Raw genomic sequence first — 17,458 nt, forward strand, 5'->3', positions numbered from 1 at the left:
GTGCTCTAATCAGACAATAAGTAAAGCCATGTTAAACAATGGGTTAGGCATCTCTTGTAGATTAGCGCAGCTAATCACTATTTAGGGGAAGGGCTATCCGTTGATGCTGATACAACACCATGACTTTTCGGAATCGCAAATGCAAAAAAGGGCTACCCTTTCGGATAGCCCTTTCTCTAAATAAGAGCCTGGCGGTGTGCTACTCTCACATGGGGAAGCCCCACACTACCATCGCCGCTAATACGTTTCACTACTGAGTTCGGAATGGATTCAGGTGGTTCCGTATCGCTATGGCCGCCAGACAAAAACGGTTTTAACTAACTGGAAAGTGATAAATCGTATGAATCTTTTTCGTTTTCTTAAGGTAAGCGCGTCTTACTCTTAACATAAGCAAGTGCTTGTTTGTCACAACACCAAATAATACCGGGTGTTGTATGATTAAGCCTCGCGGGCAATTAGTACAGGTTAGCTTAACGCCTTACAACGCTTCCACACCCTGCCTATCAACGTCTTAGTCTTAAACAACCCTTCAGGACAGTTAAACTGTCAGGGATGACTCATCTTTGGGCCGGCTTCCCGCTTAGATGCTTTCAGCGGTTATCCGTTCCGAACGTAGCTACCGGGCAATGCGATTGGCATCACAACCCGAACACCAGCGGTTCGTCCACTCCGGTCCTCTCGTACTAGGAGCAGCTCCCATCAATCATCCAACGCCCACACCAGATAGGGACCGAACTGTCTCACGACGTTCTAAACCCAGCTCGCGTACCACTTTAAATGGCGAACAGCCATACCCTTGGGACCGACTTCAGCCCCAGGATGTGATGAGCCGACATCGAGGTGCCAAACACCGCCGTCGATATGAACTCTTGGGCGGTATCAGCCTGTTATCCCCGGAGTACCTTTTATCCGTTGAGCGATGGCCCTTCCATTCAGAACCACCGGATCACTATGACCTACTTTCGTATCTGCTCGACGTGTCTGTCTCGCAGTTAAGCTAGCTTATGCCATTGCACTAACCTCACGATGTCCGACCGTGATTAGCTAACCTTCGTGCTCCTCCGTTACTATTTGGGAGGAGACCGCCCCAGTCAAACTACCCACCAGACACTGTCCACAACCCGGATTACGGGTCAGTGTTAGAACATCAAACATACAAGGGTGGTATTTCAAGGACGGCTCCACGCTATCTGGCGACAACGCTTCAAAGCCTCCCACCTATCCTACACATGTAGGGTCAATGTTCAGTGCCAAGCTGTAGTAAAGGTTCACGGGGTCTTTCCGTCTAGGTGCGGGTACACAGCATCTTCACTGCGATTTCAATTTCACTGAGTCTCGGGTGGAGACAGCATGGCCATGGTTACACCATTCGTGCAGGTCGGAACTTACCCGACAAGGAATTTCGCTACCTTAGGACCGTTATAGTTACGGCCGCCGTTTACCGGGGCTTCGATCAAGAGCTTCGCTTACGCTAACCCCATCAATTAACCTTCCGGCACCGGGCAGGTGTCACACCGTATACGTCATCTTTCGATTTAGCACAGTGCTGTGTTTTTAATAAACAGTCCCAGCCATCTGGTCACTGCGACCCCCATCTGCTTACCACGCGAAGTGTTCACAAACAGGGGCGTACCTTCTCCCGAAGTTACGGTACTATTTTGCCGAGTTCCTTCACCCGAGTTCTCTCAAGCGCCTTAGTATTCTCTACCTGACCACCTGTGTCGGTTTGGGGTACGGTTCTTATATACATACGTTTAGAGGATTTTCCTGGAAGCCGGGCATCAACTGCTTCGCTACCGTAGTAGCTCGTCTCGTGTCTCGGCCTTAGGAACCCGGATTTACCTGAGTCCCCAGCCTACGCACTTTCACGTGGACAACCAACGCCACGCCAGCCTAGCCTTCTCCGTCACCCCATCACTGTATATAAAAGTACGGGAATATTAACCCGTTTCCCATCGACTACGCATTTCTGCCTCGCCTTAGGGGCCGACTTACCCTGCCCTGATTAGCATGGGACAGGAAACCTTGGTCTTCCGGCGTGGGGGTTTTTCACCCCCATTATCGTTACTCATGTCAGCATTCGCACTTGTGATATGTCCAGCAAACCTCTCGATTCACCTTCATCCACTTACACAACGCTCCCCTACCCAGCACTTACGTGCTGCCGCAGCTTCGGTATATTGCTTAGCCCCGTTACATCTTCCGCGCAGGCCGACTCGACTAGTGAGCTATTACGCTTTCTTTAAAGGGTGGCTGCTTCTAAGCCAACCTCCTAGCTGTCTTAGCCTTCCCACATCGTTTCCCACTTAGCAATATTTGGGGACCTTAGCTGGCGGTCTGGGTTGTTTCCCTCTCCACGACGGACGTTAGCACCCGCCGTGTGTCTCCCGGATAGTACTCATTGGTATTCGGAGTTTGCATGGGGTTGGTAAGTCGGGATGACCCCCTAGCCCAAACAGTGCTCTACCCCCAATGGTATTCGTCCGAGGCGCTACCTAAATAGCTTTCGGGGAGAACCAGCTATCTCCCGGTTTGATTGGCCTTTCACCCCCAGCCACAGGTCATCCCCTAACTTTTCAACGTTAGTGGGTTCGGTCCTCCAGTTGATGTTACTCAACCTTCAACCTGCCCATGGCTAGATCACCGGGTTTCGGGTCTATACCTTGCAACTACGCGCCCAGTTAAGACTCGCTTTCGCTACGGCTCCCCTATTCGGTTAACCTCGCTACAAAATATAAGTCGCTGACCCATTATACAAAAGGTACGCAGTCACAGAACAAGTCTGCTCCCACTGCTTGTACGTATACGGTTTCAGGTTCTATTTCACTCCCCTCGCCGGGGTTCTTTTCGCCTTTCCCTCACGGTACTGGTTCACTATCGGTCAGTCAGGAGTATTTAGCCTTGGAGGATGGTCCCCCCATCTTCAGACAAGATAACACGTGTCCCGTCCTACTTAATATGTGCTTTATGTTGCTTCGTGTACGGGGCTATCACCCTGTATCGCTCAACTTCCCAGAAGATTCCACTACAACATAAACCATCGGCTGTTACCCGTTCGCTCGCCGCTACTAAGGCAATCTCAATTGATTTCTTTTCCTGAGGGTACTTAGATGTTTCAGTTCCCCTCGTTTGCTTCTGCAACCTATGAATTCAGTTACAGATGACCTAAAAGGCCGGGTTTCCCCATTCGGACATCGTAGGTTATAACGGGTTTTATCACCTTACCTACGCTTTTCGCAGATTTACACGTCCTTCATCGCCTCTGACTGCCAAGGCATCCACCGTATACGCTTAGTCACTTAATCATACAACCCCTGTATCACTCAATGTTGCCATCTTATGAACAGACGCTGCTGTTGACTGTAACTCGCCTATGTCAGATAGAGTAAAACGCTATCGTTTACCCTAAATTTTTTAAAAATACATACTTGGTTGATATCAAATGCATCGCTTACGCAACACATCAATATCGATGATTTATCAGCTTTTCCAGTTTGTTAAAGAACAGTTTAGAGTAAAAAACCCTAATGAATAATCTCTAGCGAGCCTATTCATTAAGGCATTTCAGTCTGCGTAAAGAAGTGGTGGAGCTAAGCAGGATCGAACTGCTGACCTCCTGAATGCAAATCAGGCGCTCTCCCAGCTGAGCTATAGCCCCATAATCTATTACCGAAGATTGGGATTATAATCTTTCTTAGGCGAGGTTTGAGTGAGGACGTTTAGCCTGCTAAACGACGAACTCAATAACGAAGCATAAGGAAGATTTGGTAGGCTGGGCAGACTTGAACTGCCGACCTCACCCTTATCAGGGGTGCGCTCTAACCAGCTGAGCTACAGGCCTATGATGCACCTGAGCCAACGGCTTAGGCTGTCTTCGGTCTTCTTTACTTTTAAACAATAAAACAATCTGTGTGAACATCGAATTGAATTCAATTCGACACCTTTACGTAAGGAGGTGATCCAACCCCAGGTTCCCCTAGGGTTACCTTGTTACGACTTCACCCCAGTCATGAAACACAAAGTGGTAATCGCCCTCCCGAAGGTTAGACTAACTACTTCTTTTGCATCCCACTCCCATGGTGTGACGGGCGGTGTGTACAAGGCCCGGGAACGTATTCACCGCAGTATGCTGACCTGCGATTACTAGCGATTCCGACTTCATGGAGTCGAGTTGCAGACTCCAATCCGGACTACGACAGACTTTAAGGGCTCCGCTCCACATCACTGTCTCGCATCCCTCTGTATCTGCCATTGTAGCACGTGTGTAGCCCTACACGTAAGGGCCATGATGACTTGACGTCGTCCCCACCTTCCTCCGGTTTGTCACCGGCAGTCTCCTTAAAGTGCCCAACCAAATGCTGGCAACTAAGGACAAGGGTTGCGCTCGTTGCGGGACTTAACCCAACATCTCACGACACGAGCTGACGACAGCCATGCAGCACCTGTGTCAGAGTTCCCGAAGGCACCAATCCATCTCTGGAAAGTTCTCTGCATGTCAAGTGTAGGTAAGGTTCTTCGCGTTGCATCGAATTAAACCACATGCTCCACCGCTTGTGCGGGCCCCCGTCAATTCATTTGAGTTTTAACCTTGCGGCCGTACTCCCCAGGCGGTCTACTTAGCGCGTTAGCTTCGCTACACACAGAAATGAATCCGCATACAGCTAGTAGACAGCGTTTACGGCGTGGACTACCAGGGTATCTAATCCTGTTCGCTACCCACGCTTTCGCACATGAGCGTCAGTTTTTGGCCAGGGAGCCGCCTTCGCCACTGATGTTCCTCCAGATATCTACGCATTTCACCGCTACACCTGGAATTCCACTCCCCTCTCCAAAACTCTAGCCATACAGTTCCAAATGACTCTCCCAGGTTAAGCCCGGGGCTTTCACATCTGGCTTATATAGCCGCCTGCGTGCGCTTTACGCCCAGTAATTCCGATTAACGCTCGCACCCTCCGTATTACCGCGGCTGCTGGCACGGAGTTAGCCGGTGCTTCTTCTGTTGCTAACGTCACAGCTGACAGGTATTAACTACCAACCTTTCCTCACAACTGAAAGTGCTTTACAACCCGAAGGCCTTCTTCACACACGCGGCATGGCTGCATCAGGGTTCCCCCATTGTGCAATATTCCCCACTGCTGCCTCCCGTAGGAGTCTGGGCCGTGTCTCAGTCCCAGTGTGGCTGATCTTCCTCTCAGAACAGCTAGAGATCGTCGCCTTGGTGAGCCGTTACCTCACCAACAAGCTAATCTCGCTTAGGTTCATCCCAGGGCGAGAGCCGAAGCCCCCTTTGGTCCTTAGACGTTATGCGGTATTAGCCATCGTTTCCAATGGTTGTCCCCCACCCCAGGGCAGATCCCTAAGTATTACTCACCCGTCCGCCACTCGTCAGCGATAGCAAGCTATCCTGTTACCGTTCGACTTGCATGTGTTAGGCCTGCCGCCAGCGTTCAATCTGAGCCATGATCAAACTCTTCAATTAAAATCGAAAATATAAATTTTTTGGGTCGACATCAAAATCAATCGATGCCCACACAGATTGTCTTATTGCTGATTGTTAAAGAACGTTGCCGTTTCCGGCTGCTTCGTTTATCTCCCGAAGCGGACGCGCATTCTACGCTGTTGAGTTTAAGTGTCAATCTTTTTTCTAAAAAATTTTAACTTCTTTTCAAATCTAAGTTCTGAGAACTTTGACTTGAGCCGTTCAACTCAATGAGGCGCGCATTATAAGCAGATATTTACAGGATGCAAGCCCTATTTTCGAAATTAATGTTTTATTTTAATAAAAAGCAATAAATCGCAAATAAACCAATAAAAACAATTAGTTATGTGAGTTTAGTTCATTTAAACAACAAAAAAGCCGTCTTTAGGACGGCTTTTCTCGTTTATTTATGTAAAGCGAACATTAACTCTGTTTATTATTGTTCTCTTCATTACCACTAGTAGCCTTTTCTTGAACGCTGGCTTCTTTAAAATCGGCATCGCCCTCTTCAGCGTCGCCAAGCACGTGCTCCAGCTTTACTTTTTCTACTGTTCTAAAAGTATTGATGGGACCTGCCACAGTATATAGTGCAAAAACAAGGAACAATACTAACGATGGTTCTGTCGCCACAATAATAAACACCACGCACACCAAGAGAATGGCAACAAAAGGAACTTTACCGTGCCAGTTTACTTCTTTAAACGAGTTGTACTTAAAATTACTCACCATCAAAATGCCGGCAGCAGCAGTAATTAAACACACTAATATTTCAACAAATGCCAGGTTGAATATCTCTTTTACCTGATACTCCTCACCAACCCACACCATTCCGGCTACCAACGCGGCAGCAGAGGGACTCGGCAATCCCTGGAAAAAACGTTTATCGGCGGTTTCTACAGTAGTGTTAAATCTCGCCAGGCGCAGTGCGGCACCAGCAACATATATAAATGCGGCTAACCAACCTAACTTGTTGAGGCCGGACAACGCCCAATTGTAGGCGATTAACGCCGGCGCCATACCAAAAGACACCATATCAGCCATTGAGTCATACTCGGCACCAAAGGCACTTTGGGTGTTGGTCATCCTGGCGACGCGGCCATCAAGACCATCGAAGATCATTGCGATGAAAATCGCCACCGCGGCAGAGGTAAACTGGCCATTCATGGAAGCCACAACGGCATAAAACCCTGAAAAAATACCTGCAGTCGTTAACAGGTTGGGTAATAAGTAAATGCCTTTCTTTTTAGTTTCTGTCATTCATTCCTCCATCGATGAGGCTTGAAAATAGCATATTTTGTTAGATTTTTTGAGGAATATTCTCGACTAGAACTGAAAAATTAAAACATTCCATCACATAGAGCACTACAGCCAAAGAATAGCTGGTTTGCTTTTATTGTTTGCTTTTATTTAATACAGTCTTGTGGTCCGAAATAATTTTCTGAGAGTTTTATGGCCATCACAAAACCGGTTTCAAATCGCGAAACAGAGATGTTTATTCAAACACTTTATTGTGAGGCTTCAAACATAGCACCGGGAGATTTTCGAAATTGGGCACTTTTACAATTGACCGAGTTATTAAATGTGGATGCGGCCATATGGGGAACAGGAAACCTTAATACGCTGCAATTTCATTACCTTGAACACCTGGGACTTGACGCAGACTATGGTAAAAAACTCATAGCAACACTACATTTAAACCCTATCCGGGGAGCCATTCTAAACAACCTCGATAATCCAATTTCAATGAGTGAAGTTATCGATGATGCAAAATTCTTTAACTCTTCCCTGTACACACAGTTGTTTGAACCCTATGGTATTCAACGGATCCTCGCCACCGGCCATATTGAACAACACTGCAAACTGCACAGCCTGATTAGCCTGTACCGATTTGACCGGGACAGAGATTTCCTGGAAAAAGAAAAAACAACTATATCGAGACTCATTTACCACCTCGTCAGCGCAGCTTCCCACAACTTTTTCCTGCATATAGAAGCGCGAAGTGACGGTGCAGCGATGGCGATTTGCGATAAACACGGATGTTATTGGCACGTACAACCTAGATTTGTTGAGCTGTTATCACAAACTCCGGTTGTTTTTTCGGATGTTTTCCCGCTAGAGAAAAACTATGAGTTAAATGAAGACTTAAACGGAATAAAGATTAGTATTGCACCATTAGGTGAATTGCTGCAAATCACTGTTAGAAAAGTCCATCCTCTGGACCAATTGTCAGCCCGGGAACAACAAATAGTTAACTGGATCATCCAAGGATTAACCTTCAAAGAGGTTGCCAGAGAACTCGGTATTGCTCCCTCCACAATCTCCAATCACCTGTATCGCATATATCGCAAACTTGAAATAACCAGCCGCTCAGAACTGGCCCGGCTATTTCAAACCCGTTAGCGGGTATTGACCTTTGCGGTACCATTTTTCTTCAAAGACCAACACGCTCCAGTAATGCCCAGTCCAAAAGCTCCCCTCTCATATGATTAGGTCATTTTTACTATAGCCATCTCGTTTACTGCGCGGTAAAAAAAAGAGCCTTCTCTTCGTAATCGCTACTCTGGTATTGCGTAGAAAAGATAAAAATGAGTAAAAACAAGATTCCGGGAGCAAATATGAAAACAACAAAAATTAAAATATGGCTATTAGGCATATTACAAATACTTTTAGTTAACCCCATGGTTCATGCTGGAGACTGGATCATTGGCAGTGGCAAGTCAGACGTTACTGGTCCGGCTGCTGACCTCGGTATGGTGGGCTATGGAGATACAGGTCAGACGACAAAAGGTATCCACTCCAGGCTCTGGTCAAGAGCGTTTTACATCGAAGAGCCTGGCACAGGTCAAAAGTTTGTTTTCGTCTCTGCCGACTTACAAAGTATTACTCAAGGGGTTAAACAAGGTGTTATCAAAAAACTAAATGCGAAATATGGTAATCAGTTTAACGATGCCAATGTCATGTTAACAGCTACCCACACCCATGTTGGACCCGGAGGTTATGATCATTATGTCATGCTGAATATGAGTGCCTTGGGCTATGATTCCGACAATTATAATGCCATCACAACTGGCATTTATAATTCTATTGTTAATGCCGTATCCAGCGCCGGACAGGGTGATATATACGTTAGTCAGGATGAGTTTGATGGAATCAACATCAATCGAAACCCGCAGCCCTATAACCAAAACAACGACAGTCATCAATACAGTTCCAACACCAACAAAAACATGGTGCAATTGAAGCTGGTCAAAGACAGCGGTACAGAGCTTGGTATAATCAACTGGTTTGCCGTGCACAACGTCTCTTACGGTACTTCCCAGCGTCAGATAAGTGGCGACAATAAAGGGGCTGCCAGCCAATACTTTGAAAACTGGAAAACCTCCCACAATCCCGACTTTGTTGCCGCCTTTGCCAACAGTAATTTGGGTGACAGTTCGCCCAATATTTGCGGTCCGGGAAATGGTTGCGGCGCCAATGAAAGAGCCAGTATGGAACTTTCCGGTGGAAAACAATTTGAAGCGGCAAAACAACTTTATCAATCTGGATTGAGCCGGTTAACAGGTAGTCTGGAGTATCGTCATCAGTACGTCTATCTTCCGGGCTATGAAGTTAGCAATACCTTTACCGGCAATGGCGACACCAAAATATGCGAAGGTGTTGTGGGCTGGTCTATGACCGCGGGTTCCAGTTGGGATGGTCCCAGCGATATTCCCGGCGTATTTGAAGGCATGACCGTCGATAATGAAGGCTCTGCATGGAACAAAAACAGCAATCTCTTTACCAATGCCATTGCAGGCTACCCCATCTTCGCACTCATGAATGGCTTTTCTGACGCGACGTTATTCAATCAAAGTGCTGACGATCCTTGCCAATACCCCAAACCTACCTTTGTGAAACGCAAGGTATTTGGGGCAGAACTGTACACCGCGCATATTCCTTTTCAACTAGTTACCATTGGCAACCTGGCCATCATAGCCAGTGCTGGTGAGATGACCACAATGGCGGGTCGCAGACTACAAAACCAGGTGCTTCAAACTCTCGCGTCTAAGGGAATTGATACTGCAATAATTGCCGGACTGGCAAATGCTTATCACGGATATATCACCACGCCAGAGGAATACCAGATGCAGCACTATGAAGGTGGGCACACAGTATATGGTCCAAATACCTTGCCGGCATACTTGCAAGTATACAACGAATTGGCCTTAGCCATTAAAAACGGATGGGGTGTTAGTTCTGGGCCAACTCCACCTGATTTAAGCAAAGACCAGATAATCAAAACTATTGGCGTTGTCTATGACGACAAACGACTTTGGGAATCTTTTGGTAAAGTCACCAAAGACGCTAAAAGCAGTTATGAAATCGGAAATCAAATTAAAGTCACCTTTCGTTCCGGTCACCCGAGAAACAACTTCACAAAAATCGATACTTTCGTGGAAGTACAGAGAAAAGTGAATGGTAACTGGCAAACCTGGTTGAAGGATGATGACTTAGATACCAAGTTTGTCTGGCGCCGGGATACTTCGGCGGATTGCCTGGCCTGCTCTTATGTTGACGCCATCTGGATACCGGCGGAAAACACTCCCTCTGGTAGCTACCGCATTAAACACAAAGGTTACTGGAAAAGCGGCTGGGACCGAAAACTACGCAGTTACTCAGGGAAATCCCGCACCTTCAGCATAAAATAATCGTTGTTAAAGAGTTTATTGGATAGCCCCGGAGGAGATTTTCGGAGCGTTTTTTAAAATTCGTGCTATTAATCAGTAGAAATAAAAAAGCACCAATCAAGGTGCTTTTCTACTGTTTTATCAGGTGCTTATCTTAAGCTTTAGTGAAACTTAATTGATTATTCGCAACGTCCACCTTAATCTTATCGTCCTTTTTAAAGTCTCCGGACAATAATCGCTGTGCCAGTGGATTTTCGATCTCTTGCTGAATAGCGCGTTTCAGTGGTCGAGCACCAAATACCGCATCAAAACCGGCTTCGGAAATCTTGCTTAACGCAGCATCCGTGACTTCTAAACTCATCTCTTGTTCTTCCAGACGCTGACGCAAATGCTGCAACTGAATCGACGCAATAGATTTAATGTGAGATTGCCCAAGCGGATGGAATACCACCGTATCATCAATACGATTGATAAACTCCGGTCTGAAATGCTCACCCACCACGTCCATCACGGTAGTTTTCATTTGCTCGTAATCTTTTTCCAGGTGTTGCTCCTGAATAAGATCTGAGCCCAAGTTACTGGTCATTATCACCACGGTATTTTTAAAGTCTACCGTGCGGCCTTTACCATCGGTAAGTCGTCCGTCATCCAATAGTTGTAGCAAAATGTTGAATACATCTGGATGTGCTTTTTCTACTTCATCCAACAAGATCACTGAATAAGGTTTTCTTCTGACCGCCTCGGTTAAGTAACCGCCTTCATCGTATCCCACATAGCCCGGAGGAGCACCAACTAGTCGTGCTACGGAGTGTTTTTCCATAAATTCTGACATATCAATACGCACCATGGCGCTATCAGTATCGAACATGAATTCCGCCAGCGCTTTACACAGCTCGGTTTTACCCACCCCCGTTGGGCCCAGGAACAAAAATGAACCTATTGGCCTGTTAGGATCCGACAACCCGGCTCTTGAGCGGCGGATAGCATTCGACACCACGCCCACCGCCTGCTGTTGACCAATCACTCTGGAGTGGAGTTGCTCTTCCATTCGCAACAACTTGTCTTTCTCACCCTCCAGCATTTTATTCACCGGAATACCTGTCCAGCGTGAGAGCACATCAGCAATTTCAATGTCGGTGACTTTGTTGCGCAGCAGTGTAGCGTGCTGCTGTTTCTCAGACAGATTGGCAAAATCCAGTTTTTGTTCCAGCTCTGGAATACGCCCATATTGCAACTCAGACATGCGATTGAGATCTTGAGCACGACGTGCAATCTCCAAATCCAGTTTCGCTTGCTCAAGTTCTTGCTTAATATGCTGTGCTCCCTGCATGGCGACTTTTTCTGCCGACCAGACCTTCTCCAGTTCAGCCAGACTGTTCTCTAATTTTTCACGCTCTAGTTCCATGGCGGCCAAACGCTTAAAACTGGCCTCATCGGTTTCTTTAGACAGCGCCTGCTCTTCCAGTTTGTATTGGATGATCTTGCGCTCTAAGCGGTCCATATCTTCAGGTTTGGAATCGATTTGCAAACGGATACGTGACGCCGCTTCATCAATCAAATCAATGGCTTTATCGGGTAATTGTCTATCACTAATGTAACGATGAGATAAGGCTGCCGCAGCAACGATAGCCGGATCAGTAATGTCCACCGAATGGTGCAACTCATAGCGTTCTTTCAAACCACGCAATATAGCGATAGTGTCTTCTACGTTGGGCTCTTCCACCAAGACTTTCTGGAAACGACGTTCTAAGGCGGCGTCTTTTTCAATATATTTGCGGTATTCATCCAATGTAGTAGCACCTACACAGTGCAGTTCACCACGGGCCAAGGCGGGTTTTAACATGTTGCCGGCATCCATGGCACCCTCGCCACCTTTACCCGCGCCCACCATAGTGTGCAGTTCATCAATAAACAGAATGACACTGCCCTCTTCTTTGGCCAACTCGGATAACACCGCTTTTAAACGTTCTTCGAACTCACCGCGGTATTTGGCACCCGCCACCAGCGCGCCCATATCCAGTGAAAGTACTCGCTTGTGTTTCAAACCTTCAGGCACTTCGCCGTTAATTATGCGTTGCGCCAAACCCTCCACGATGGCAGTTTTACCCACACCAGGCTCACCGATAAGTACCGGGTTATTTTTAGTACGACGCTGCAATACCTGAATGGTTCTGCGGATCTCTTCATCGCGACCAATAACCGGATCCAGTTTACCCTGCTCGGCACGAAGGGTAAGATCAGTAGTATATTTTTCCAGCGCCTGACGCACATCTTCCGCGTTGGGATCAGTCACTTTCTGACCGCCGCGCAATTTCTCTATGGCTGCCTCAATGTTTTGTTCGGTTGCCCCTAACTTTCGTAGCAACTCGCCGAGCTTGCCAGGCTCTTTAGTGGCAGCCAGCACGAATATTTCTGAAGTGATGTAATCATCTTTGCGCTTTTGTGCCACTTTGTCGCAAAGATTCAAGGTAACCACAGCCTCTTTGGACAGCTGAACATCGCCGCCGATACCGGAGACCCGGGGTAATTTATCTAATGCCTCGGCCAATACCGAGCGTAAACTATTCACGTTTACACCTGCGGCTTCCATCAACAGTTTTACGGTACTGCCTTCCTGATTCATCAATGCCATCATGATGTGTACAGGCTCGATATATTGATGGTCACGGCCTAGTGCCAAAGACTGGGCATCCGAGATGGCAATTTGAAATTTGCTGGTTAAGCGATCTAATCTCATGCTTGCTTCCAAATAATACTAACTACAAAACTAGATGGGTTTGCCAAGGGCAGATTCAAGAATAGATTTAAGTAAAATGAATAACAACGTTGAAAATAGGTTTATTCGATCCAGATCAAACTGGCCATGCGCCCAGTTTGACCATCACGTCGATAGCTAAAAAAGCGCTGCCTGTCGGACCAGGTGCACAAGTTAGATGAGAACACTTGTGTAACACCCAATAAATTTAGCTTCATGGTAGCAATGGCGAAGATATCCGCCAGATATTTATCATTGGGTTGCGCTTTAAACGCTGAACTTTGCTTAGGGAATGCCGCGAGTACATCACTACCCACTTCAAAAGCATCCGGACCAATAGCTGGGCCTAACCAAGCGATTACCTCTCCGTTTGATTGGATATGGGATCGGAGTTGCAATAAGCATTGCTGAATAATATCGCCAGCTAATCCGCGCCAGCCACAATGCAAGGCAGCCACAAAAGAGCCTTGTTTATTGGTTAATAGTACCGGCAAACAATCAGCAGTCATTACCACACAGCTATGGTTTTTGAAAAAGGTAAAACTTCCATCTGCGGCAGTATTGTCATTGTCACCTACAATGGAGCCTTCACCGAATTTCACTACCCGACAGCTATGAGTTTGTTGTAACCAAAGTCGTTTATTCGGTCCAGGAAGACTGGACCTGTTGGCAACAACCCGCTGCTCCTCGTCACCCACGTGCAGGCCAAGGTTTAACGAATCATATACGCCTGAACTGGTGCCCCCGCTGCGCAGTGTGGATATCGCTTTAACATGCGAAGGAGCGGTCCAGTCAGGTGTAATAAAATGTGCTGTCACAGGTTATCTTCGATTAATATTATGCAAACTCATCGTGGGCTTCGGTATCTTCACGAAGAGCCACTAATAATGCTTTAAGATCCTCGGGTAACGGTGCCTGCCAACTCATCCATTCGCCAGTCAATGGGTGGAACAAACCCAGTTGCACCGCGTGCAGTGCCTGGCGGCGAAAACTGCGTAAATGATTCACTAATTCTTCGGTTGCACCTTTGGGTAGCTTTAAACCCATACCATAAAGTTGATCACCCACCAGGCTGTGTTTGATGTAATCCATGTGAACCCGGATTTGGTGAGTTCGCCCGGTTTCCAGTTTCAAACGCAAATGAGTATGTTCACGGAAACGCTCAATTACACGGTAGTGAGTTGTCGCTTCTTTACCCGTTTCTTTAACCGCCATCGCCGTGCGTTTAGTACTGTGACGACCAATGGGTTTATCCACGGTGCCACCGCCTACCATACTACCGATACAAATAGCTTCGTATTCACGGCTGATTTCTCTGGCCTGGAGTTGCGTTACTAGCTGGGTATGGGCCGCAATATTTTTTGCTACCACCATCAATCCCGTGGTGTCTTTGTCGAGTCGATGAACGATGCCTGCGCGCGGTACGACGGCGCTATCGGGATAGTGAAACAGCAAAGCATTAAGCAAGGTTCCCGACTGATTACCCGCACCGGGATGCACCACCAGACCCACAGGTTTATTGACAATGATGATGTCGTCGTCTTCATAGACAATATCGATGGCGATATCTTCCGGTTGATAACCCACTTCGTCTTCCACCTGGGCTTCTAATTCCAGCACCTCAATGCCTTTCATTTTGTGACGCGGCGTGGTGACTACTTCGCCATCAACTTTGACATTGCCTTCCAATATCCAGTTTTTTAAGCGGGACCGAGAGAAATCGTCAAAACATTCAGCCAGACATTGATCTAAACGCATACCGGCATGTTCAAGCTCCAGTTCTGCACTCATTGAAACAACTTGCAAAGGAAATCCTAATAAATTCGTAGAGGCTGAAAACGCTGTTGTGCTTCAGCTTTGGTTCAAATAATTACAGATATGGTAACAGAATTCGGAACTTTTATAGCAGTTAATTGTTCTTATCAGCTCTGGAATCAGATAGTATTGCGCATCGAAAGATGTATAGATGAACACAACAAGATTAGAATTTCTATGATACGAACAAAAACCACCCGCATTCTGCTTTCTATCACTTTGGCAGCCTTAATAAGTGCTTGTTCATCCTCGCCTGATGATGAGGACCTGGTGTTAGCGAACAAAGGTGCAGAGAGCCTATACGAAGACGCTAAAAATGCGATGAAGATAGGCAATTACAGCAATGCTGCAACGATTTTGAGTGCGCTGGATTCAAGATACCCGTTTGGCCCTTATTCCAATCAAGTACAATTAGACTTGATCTACTCCTATTACAAATCCGGTAAATACGATGAGGCACTTGCCACCATCGACAGGTTTACCCGACTCAATCCCAACCACTCAGATGTGGATTACGCCTATTACATGCGCGGCCTGGTAAACATGGAATTCGATAAGAATTTCTTCCAGGATTTCTTTGACATGGATCGTGCCGATCGTGACACCACTAAAGCCAAAGAAGCATTCAAAGATTTTGAAAACCTGATTGGTAAGTTCCCGGAAAGTAAATACGCCGCTGACGCCAAAAAACGCATGGTGTTTATCAAAGATAGACTGGCCCGCTACGAAATCGCGATTGCCCGTTACTACATCAAGCGCGAGGCCTACATAGCCGCCGCCAACCGCGGCCAATACGTATTGGAATACTTCTCTGATACCGTGCACGTACAAGAAGCGCTGGAAATTATGGTGGAGTGTTACGACTCATTGGGATTGGATGAACTCAAAAACAACGCCCTTGAAACGCTGCGCATTAACTACCCCAACAGCGACGTGCTGGGTTAAGTTAAACAGCTTTATAAAGAAACGCGCTCCGGCGCGTTTTTTGTATCTGTTATTAGCCGTAACACCGGCATTCCTTATTTCTACGTTAATTGAAGGTGAGTGCACAACATCTAATTTCGTTTTCTGATGTTATTTCTTCGAAGGGGAGATCCCCTTCAACCCCCTTTTGGCCCGGACGCGAGACAACATAAGCTTCAAGGCCAGAACCAGAAGACCGTCAATGATAGCGCATCCCTGCCCTTGCATTGACTTGGGCAACATCCCTGTTGCCAATCTTCTGGTTTTTCCTGCCCTCTCAGCTTATCTCGCGAAAGGGCCAGTTTTGTCCGAGCTTTGAATTTACATACGAGCATAAAAATCAAAAGTTTTTTATTGCTAATGCGAAAATTGAAACACCTAGGTCAGCATCGGCTCCCTTCCAAAGAGAAAATGGTCACACAAAAATTCGTCTACTCAGATTGCCCCTATTTTTGTCTTCTAGGCTTCATAGGAAGTGGATATTTTAAATTGATATTTTTTGTGTGGATTTCTCGTTTCTCATGCCTGATATCATGAAAATACCAAATATTAAATTTTCTCTCATGATGCCAAGTGTCGTGCTTTAAATTGTCCCAACCTAAGTATGATGCGATGTGATTAGCCATATCACGTTTTCTGTCCGAGGTTACTTTACCCTGAAAAGCACTCATCACAGCTCCCAAAAGAAAATCCGCTAGTTGAATCTGTTGAGAATCTTTAGAGTCCTTGGTAACAACAGACTGAATCAATGCATCTCCGCCAAGCTCTTGCTTTAAGATATTATTTGCAATTTTGTGAAATGCTTCATCGGCCTTGTTATATCTAGACGGAAGCGGATCAACTTCAACCCTGAATTCAGACGGCTGATTGGGATGTGCTTTTTTTACCGTTTTAATCTTCGAAGAAATTAAAGTTGTGAAGTGTTTTCGCATTGCCAGATCATAATCTCCATCATGAAAGGATTTATCTACCAAACCTTTGCGAATTACTATGCAATGGAAAGCTAACCAAGCATGCTTAAAGAATACATCTGCAAGCTCTTTGTAAAACGAAACATTGTTTTTTTGATGAGCACGTTGCCATTTTATTTCATTTGTATATCCGTGCTTTTCTCTAAGATTCCGAATTATCCGAACAAAGTCACCACGGCGTTGATATTTCATCCAAAGCGATCCAAACCCGTAGTAAACTTGGCCATCTATTCCAGATTCATCGCAGGCTATATGCCATATTAGTTTACCTTTTTTCATGTGAATTTCCCTCCACCAACATGGCTAAATTAAACAGGTTAAAAAATTTATCAAGTTTAATTTTTAGTCAAACTCTTTGCAGAAGAGTCAGCTTTCTTTGTTTCGCTCTCAATTTTCCTCTGGTGGTAGTTCGAAGTCCGTTGCATCTTGCCCATGCGCGAGATAAGTCGAAAGTGAAGATAAAACCTGAAAGAGGGACTACAGGGATGTTGTCTCAGGCAATGCTGGCGCAGGGACGCGCCATCATTGTCGGTCTTTCAGGTTCTTCAATTGCGACTTATGTTGCCTCGCGCTCTAGGCAAAAAGGGGGTTTTAGGGGGGCTCCCCTAAGAAAGAAATATATTGGAACACTGAAGGTTGATGTTCTTCAATATGACTAAAAGACTCGTTGCCTTTGATATCTTGTCGACATGAATGTCGACCTACAAAACCATGCTCAATATGACGAGATTCGCATAAAAAGAAAATTCCAGATTATAAAAGGGTAATTAATCTTACCAACCCAGAGTTCGAAGTCCGTGCGTATCTT

The 17,458-nt window shown here is 46.2% G+C and carries 9 protein-coding genes, 2 tRNA genes and 3 rRNA genes; 4 read left to right on the plus strand and 10 right to left on the minus strand.

Going from position 1 to position 17,458, the window contains the following annotated elements; genetic code table 11:
• Positions 1-186: 186 nt before the first annotated feature.
• The 6 genes from rrf to pssA form a co-directional block, all read right to left on the minus strand.
• A 5S ribosomal RNA gene (gene rrf, locus AABA75_RS14005) occupies positions 187-302 on the minus strand.
• A 132-nt stretch (positions 303-434) separates the two neighbouring features.
• Positions 435-3,305 (minus strand): 23S ribosomal RNA (locus AABA75_RS14010).
• 277 nt (positions 3,306-3,582) lie between these two features.
• Positions 3,583-3,658: transfer RNA gene (locus tag AABA75_RS14015), tRNA-Ala, on the minus strand.
• Positions 3,659-3,765: 107 nt separating this feature from the next.
• Positions 3,766-3,841 (minus strand) — tRNA-Ile (locus tag AABA75_RS14020).
• A 107-nt stretch (positions 3,842-3,948) separates the two neighbouring features.
• A 16S ribosomal RNA gene (locus AABA75_RS14025) occupies positions 3,949-5,479 on the minus strand.
• The 16S, 23S and 5S rRNA genes sit together here with 2 tRNA genes alongside, the layout of an rRNA operon.
• 423 nt (positions 5,480-5,902) lie before the next feature.
• A complete protein-coding gene (gene pssA / locus AABA75_RS14030; protein ID WP_338293230.1) occupies positions 5,903-6,736 on the minus strand; it encodes a CDP-diacylglycerol--serine O-phosphatidyltransferase in 834 nt (277 codons plus the stop codon).
• Positions 6,737-6,928: 192 nt separating this feature from the next.
• On the opposite strand from pssA, the gene AABA75_RS14035 reads away from it, so the two are divergent.
• Positions 6,929-7,879, plus strand: coding sequence for a helix-turn-helix transcriptional regulator (locus AABA75_RS14035; protein WP_338293231.1), 951 nt, complete (start codon positions 6,929-6,931; stop codon positions 7,877-7,879).
• 215 nt (positions 7,880-8,094) lie between these two features.
• Entirely contained in the window at positions 8,095-10,167 is a 2,073-nt protein-coding gene (locus AABA75_RS14040) for a neutral/alkaline non-lysosomal ceramidase N-terminal domain-containing protein (protein ID WP_338293232.1), read from the plus strand.
• Between the two features lie 133 nt (positions 10,168-10,300).
• On the opposite strand, the gene clpB is transcribed toward AABA75_RS14040, so the two are convergent.
• The 3 genes from clpB to rluD all read right to left on the minus strand — a co-directional run bounded on the left by clpB (position 10,301) and on the right by rluD (position 14,692).
• Positions 10,301-12,883 (minus strand): ATP-dependent chaperone ClpB, encoded by a 2,583-nt coding sequence (clpB, locus tag AABA75_RS14045; protein WP_338293233.1) that lies wholly within the window; start codon positions 12,881-12,883, stop codon positions 10,301-10,303.
• Between the two features lie 101 nt (positions 12,884-12,984).
• Entirely contained in the window at positions 12,985-13,719 is a 735-nt protein-coding gene (gene pgeF, locus AABA75_RS14050) for a peptidoglycan editing factor PgeF (protein WP_338293234.1), read from the minus strand.
• Positions 13,720-13,738: 19 nt separating this feature from the next.
• Complete coding sequence (rluD, locus tag AABA75_RS14055; RefSeq protein ID WP_338293235.1) at positions 13,739-14,692, minus strand: 23S rRNA pseudouridine(1911/1915/1917) synthase RluD; 954 nt, start codon at positions 14,690-14,692, stop codon at positions 13,739-13,741.
• A gap of 201 nt (positions 14,693-14,893) precedes the next feature.
• Here rluD and AABA75_RS14060 point away from each other — a divergent pair, with 201 nt between their 5' ends.
• Positions 14,894-15,661, plus strand: a complete 768-nt coding sequence (locus AABA75_RS14060; protein ID WP_338293236.1) for an outer membrane protein assembly factor BamD — start codon at positions 14,894-14,896, stop codon at positions 15,659-15,661.
• Positions 15,662-16,125: 464 nt separating this feature from the next.
• On the opposite strand, the gene AABA75_RS14065 is transcribed toward AABA75_RS14060, so the two are convergent.
• Complete coding sequence (locus AABA75_RS14065; protein WP_338293237.1) at positions 16,126-16,929, minus strand: DUF3800 domain-containing protein; 804 nt, start codon at positions 16,927-16,929, stop codon at positions 16,126-16,128.
• A gap of 20 nt (positions 16,930-16,949) precedes the next feature.
• Here AABA75_RS14065 and AABA75_RS14070 point away from each other — a divergent pair, with 20 nt between their 5' ends.
• Complete coding sequence (locus AABA75_RS14070) at positions 16,950-17,309, plus strand: hypothetical protein (protein ID WP_338293238.1); 360 nt, start codon at positions 16,950-16,952, stop codon at positions 17,307-17,309.
• Positions 17,310-17,458 lie beyond the last annotated feature (149 nt).

Origin of the sequence: Planctobacterium marinum, assembly GCF_036322805.1 — a bacterium.
GTDB classification, from domain to species: domain Bacteria; phylum Pseudomonadota; class Gammaproteobacteria; order Enterobacterales; family Alteromonadaceae; genus Planctobacterium; species Planctobacterium marinum_A.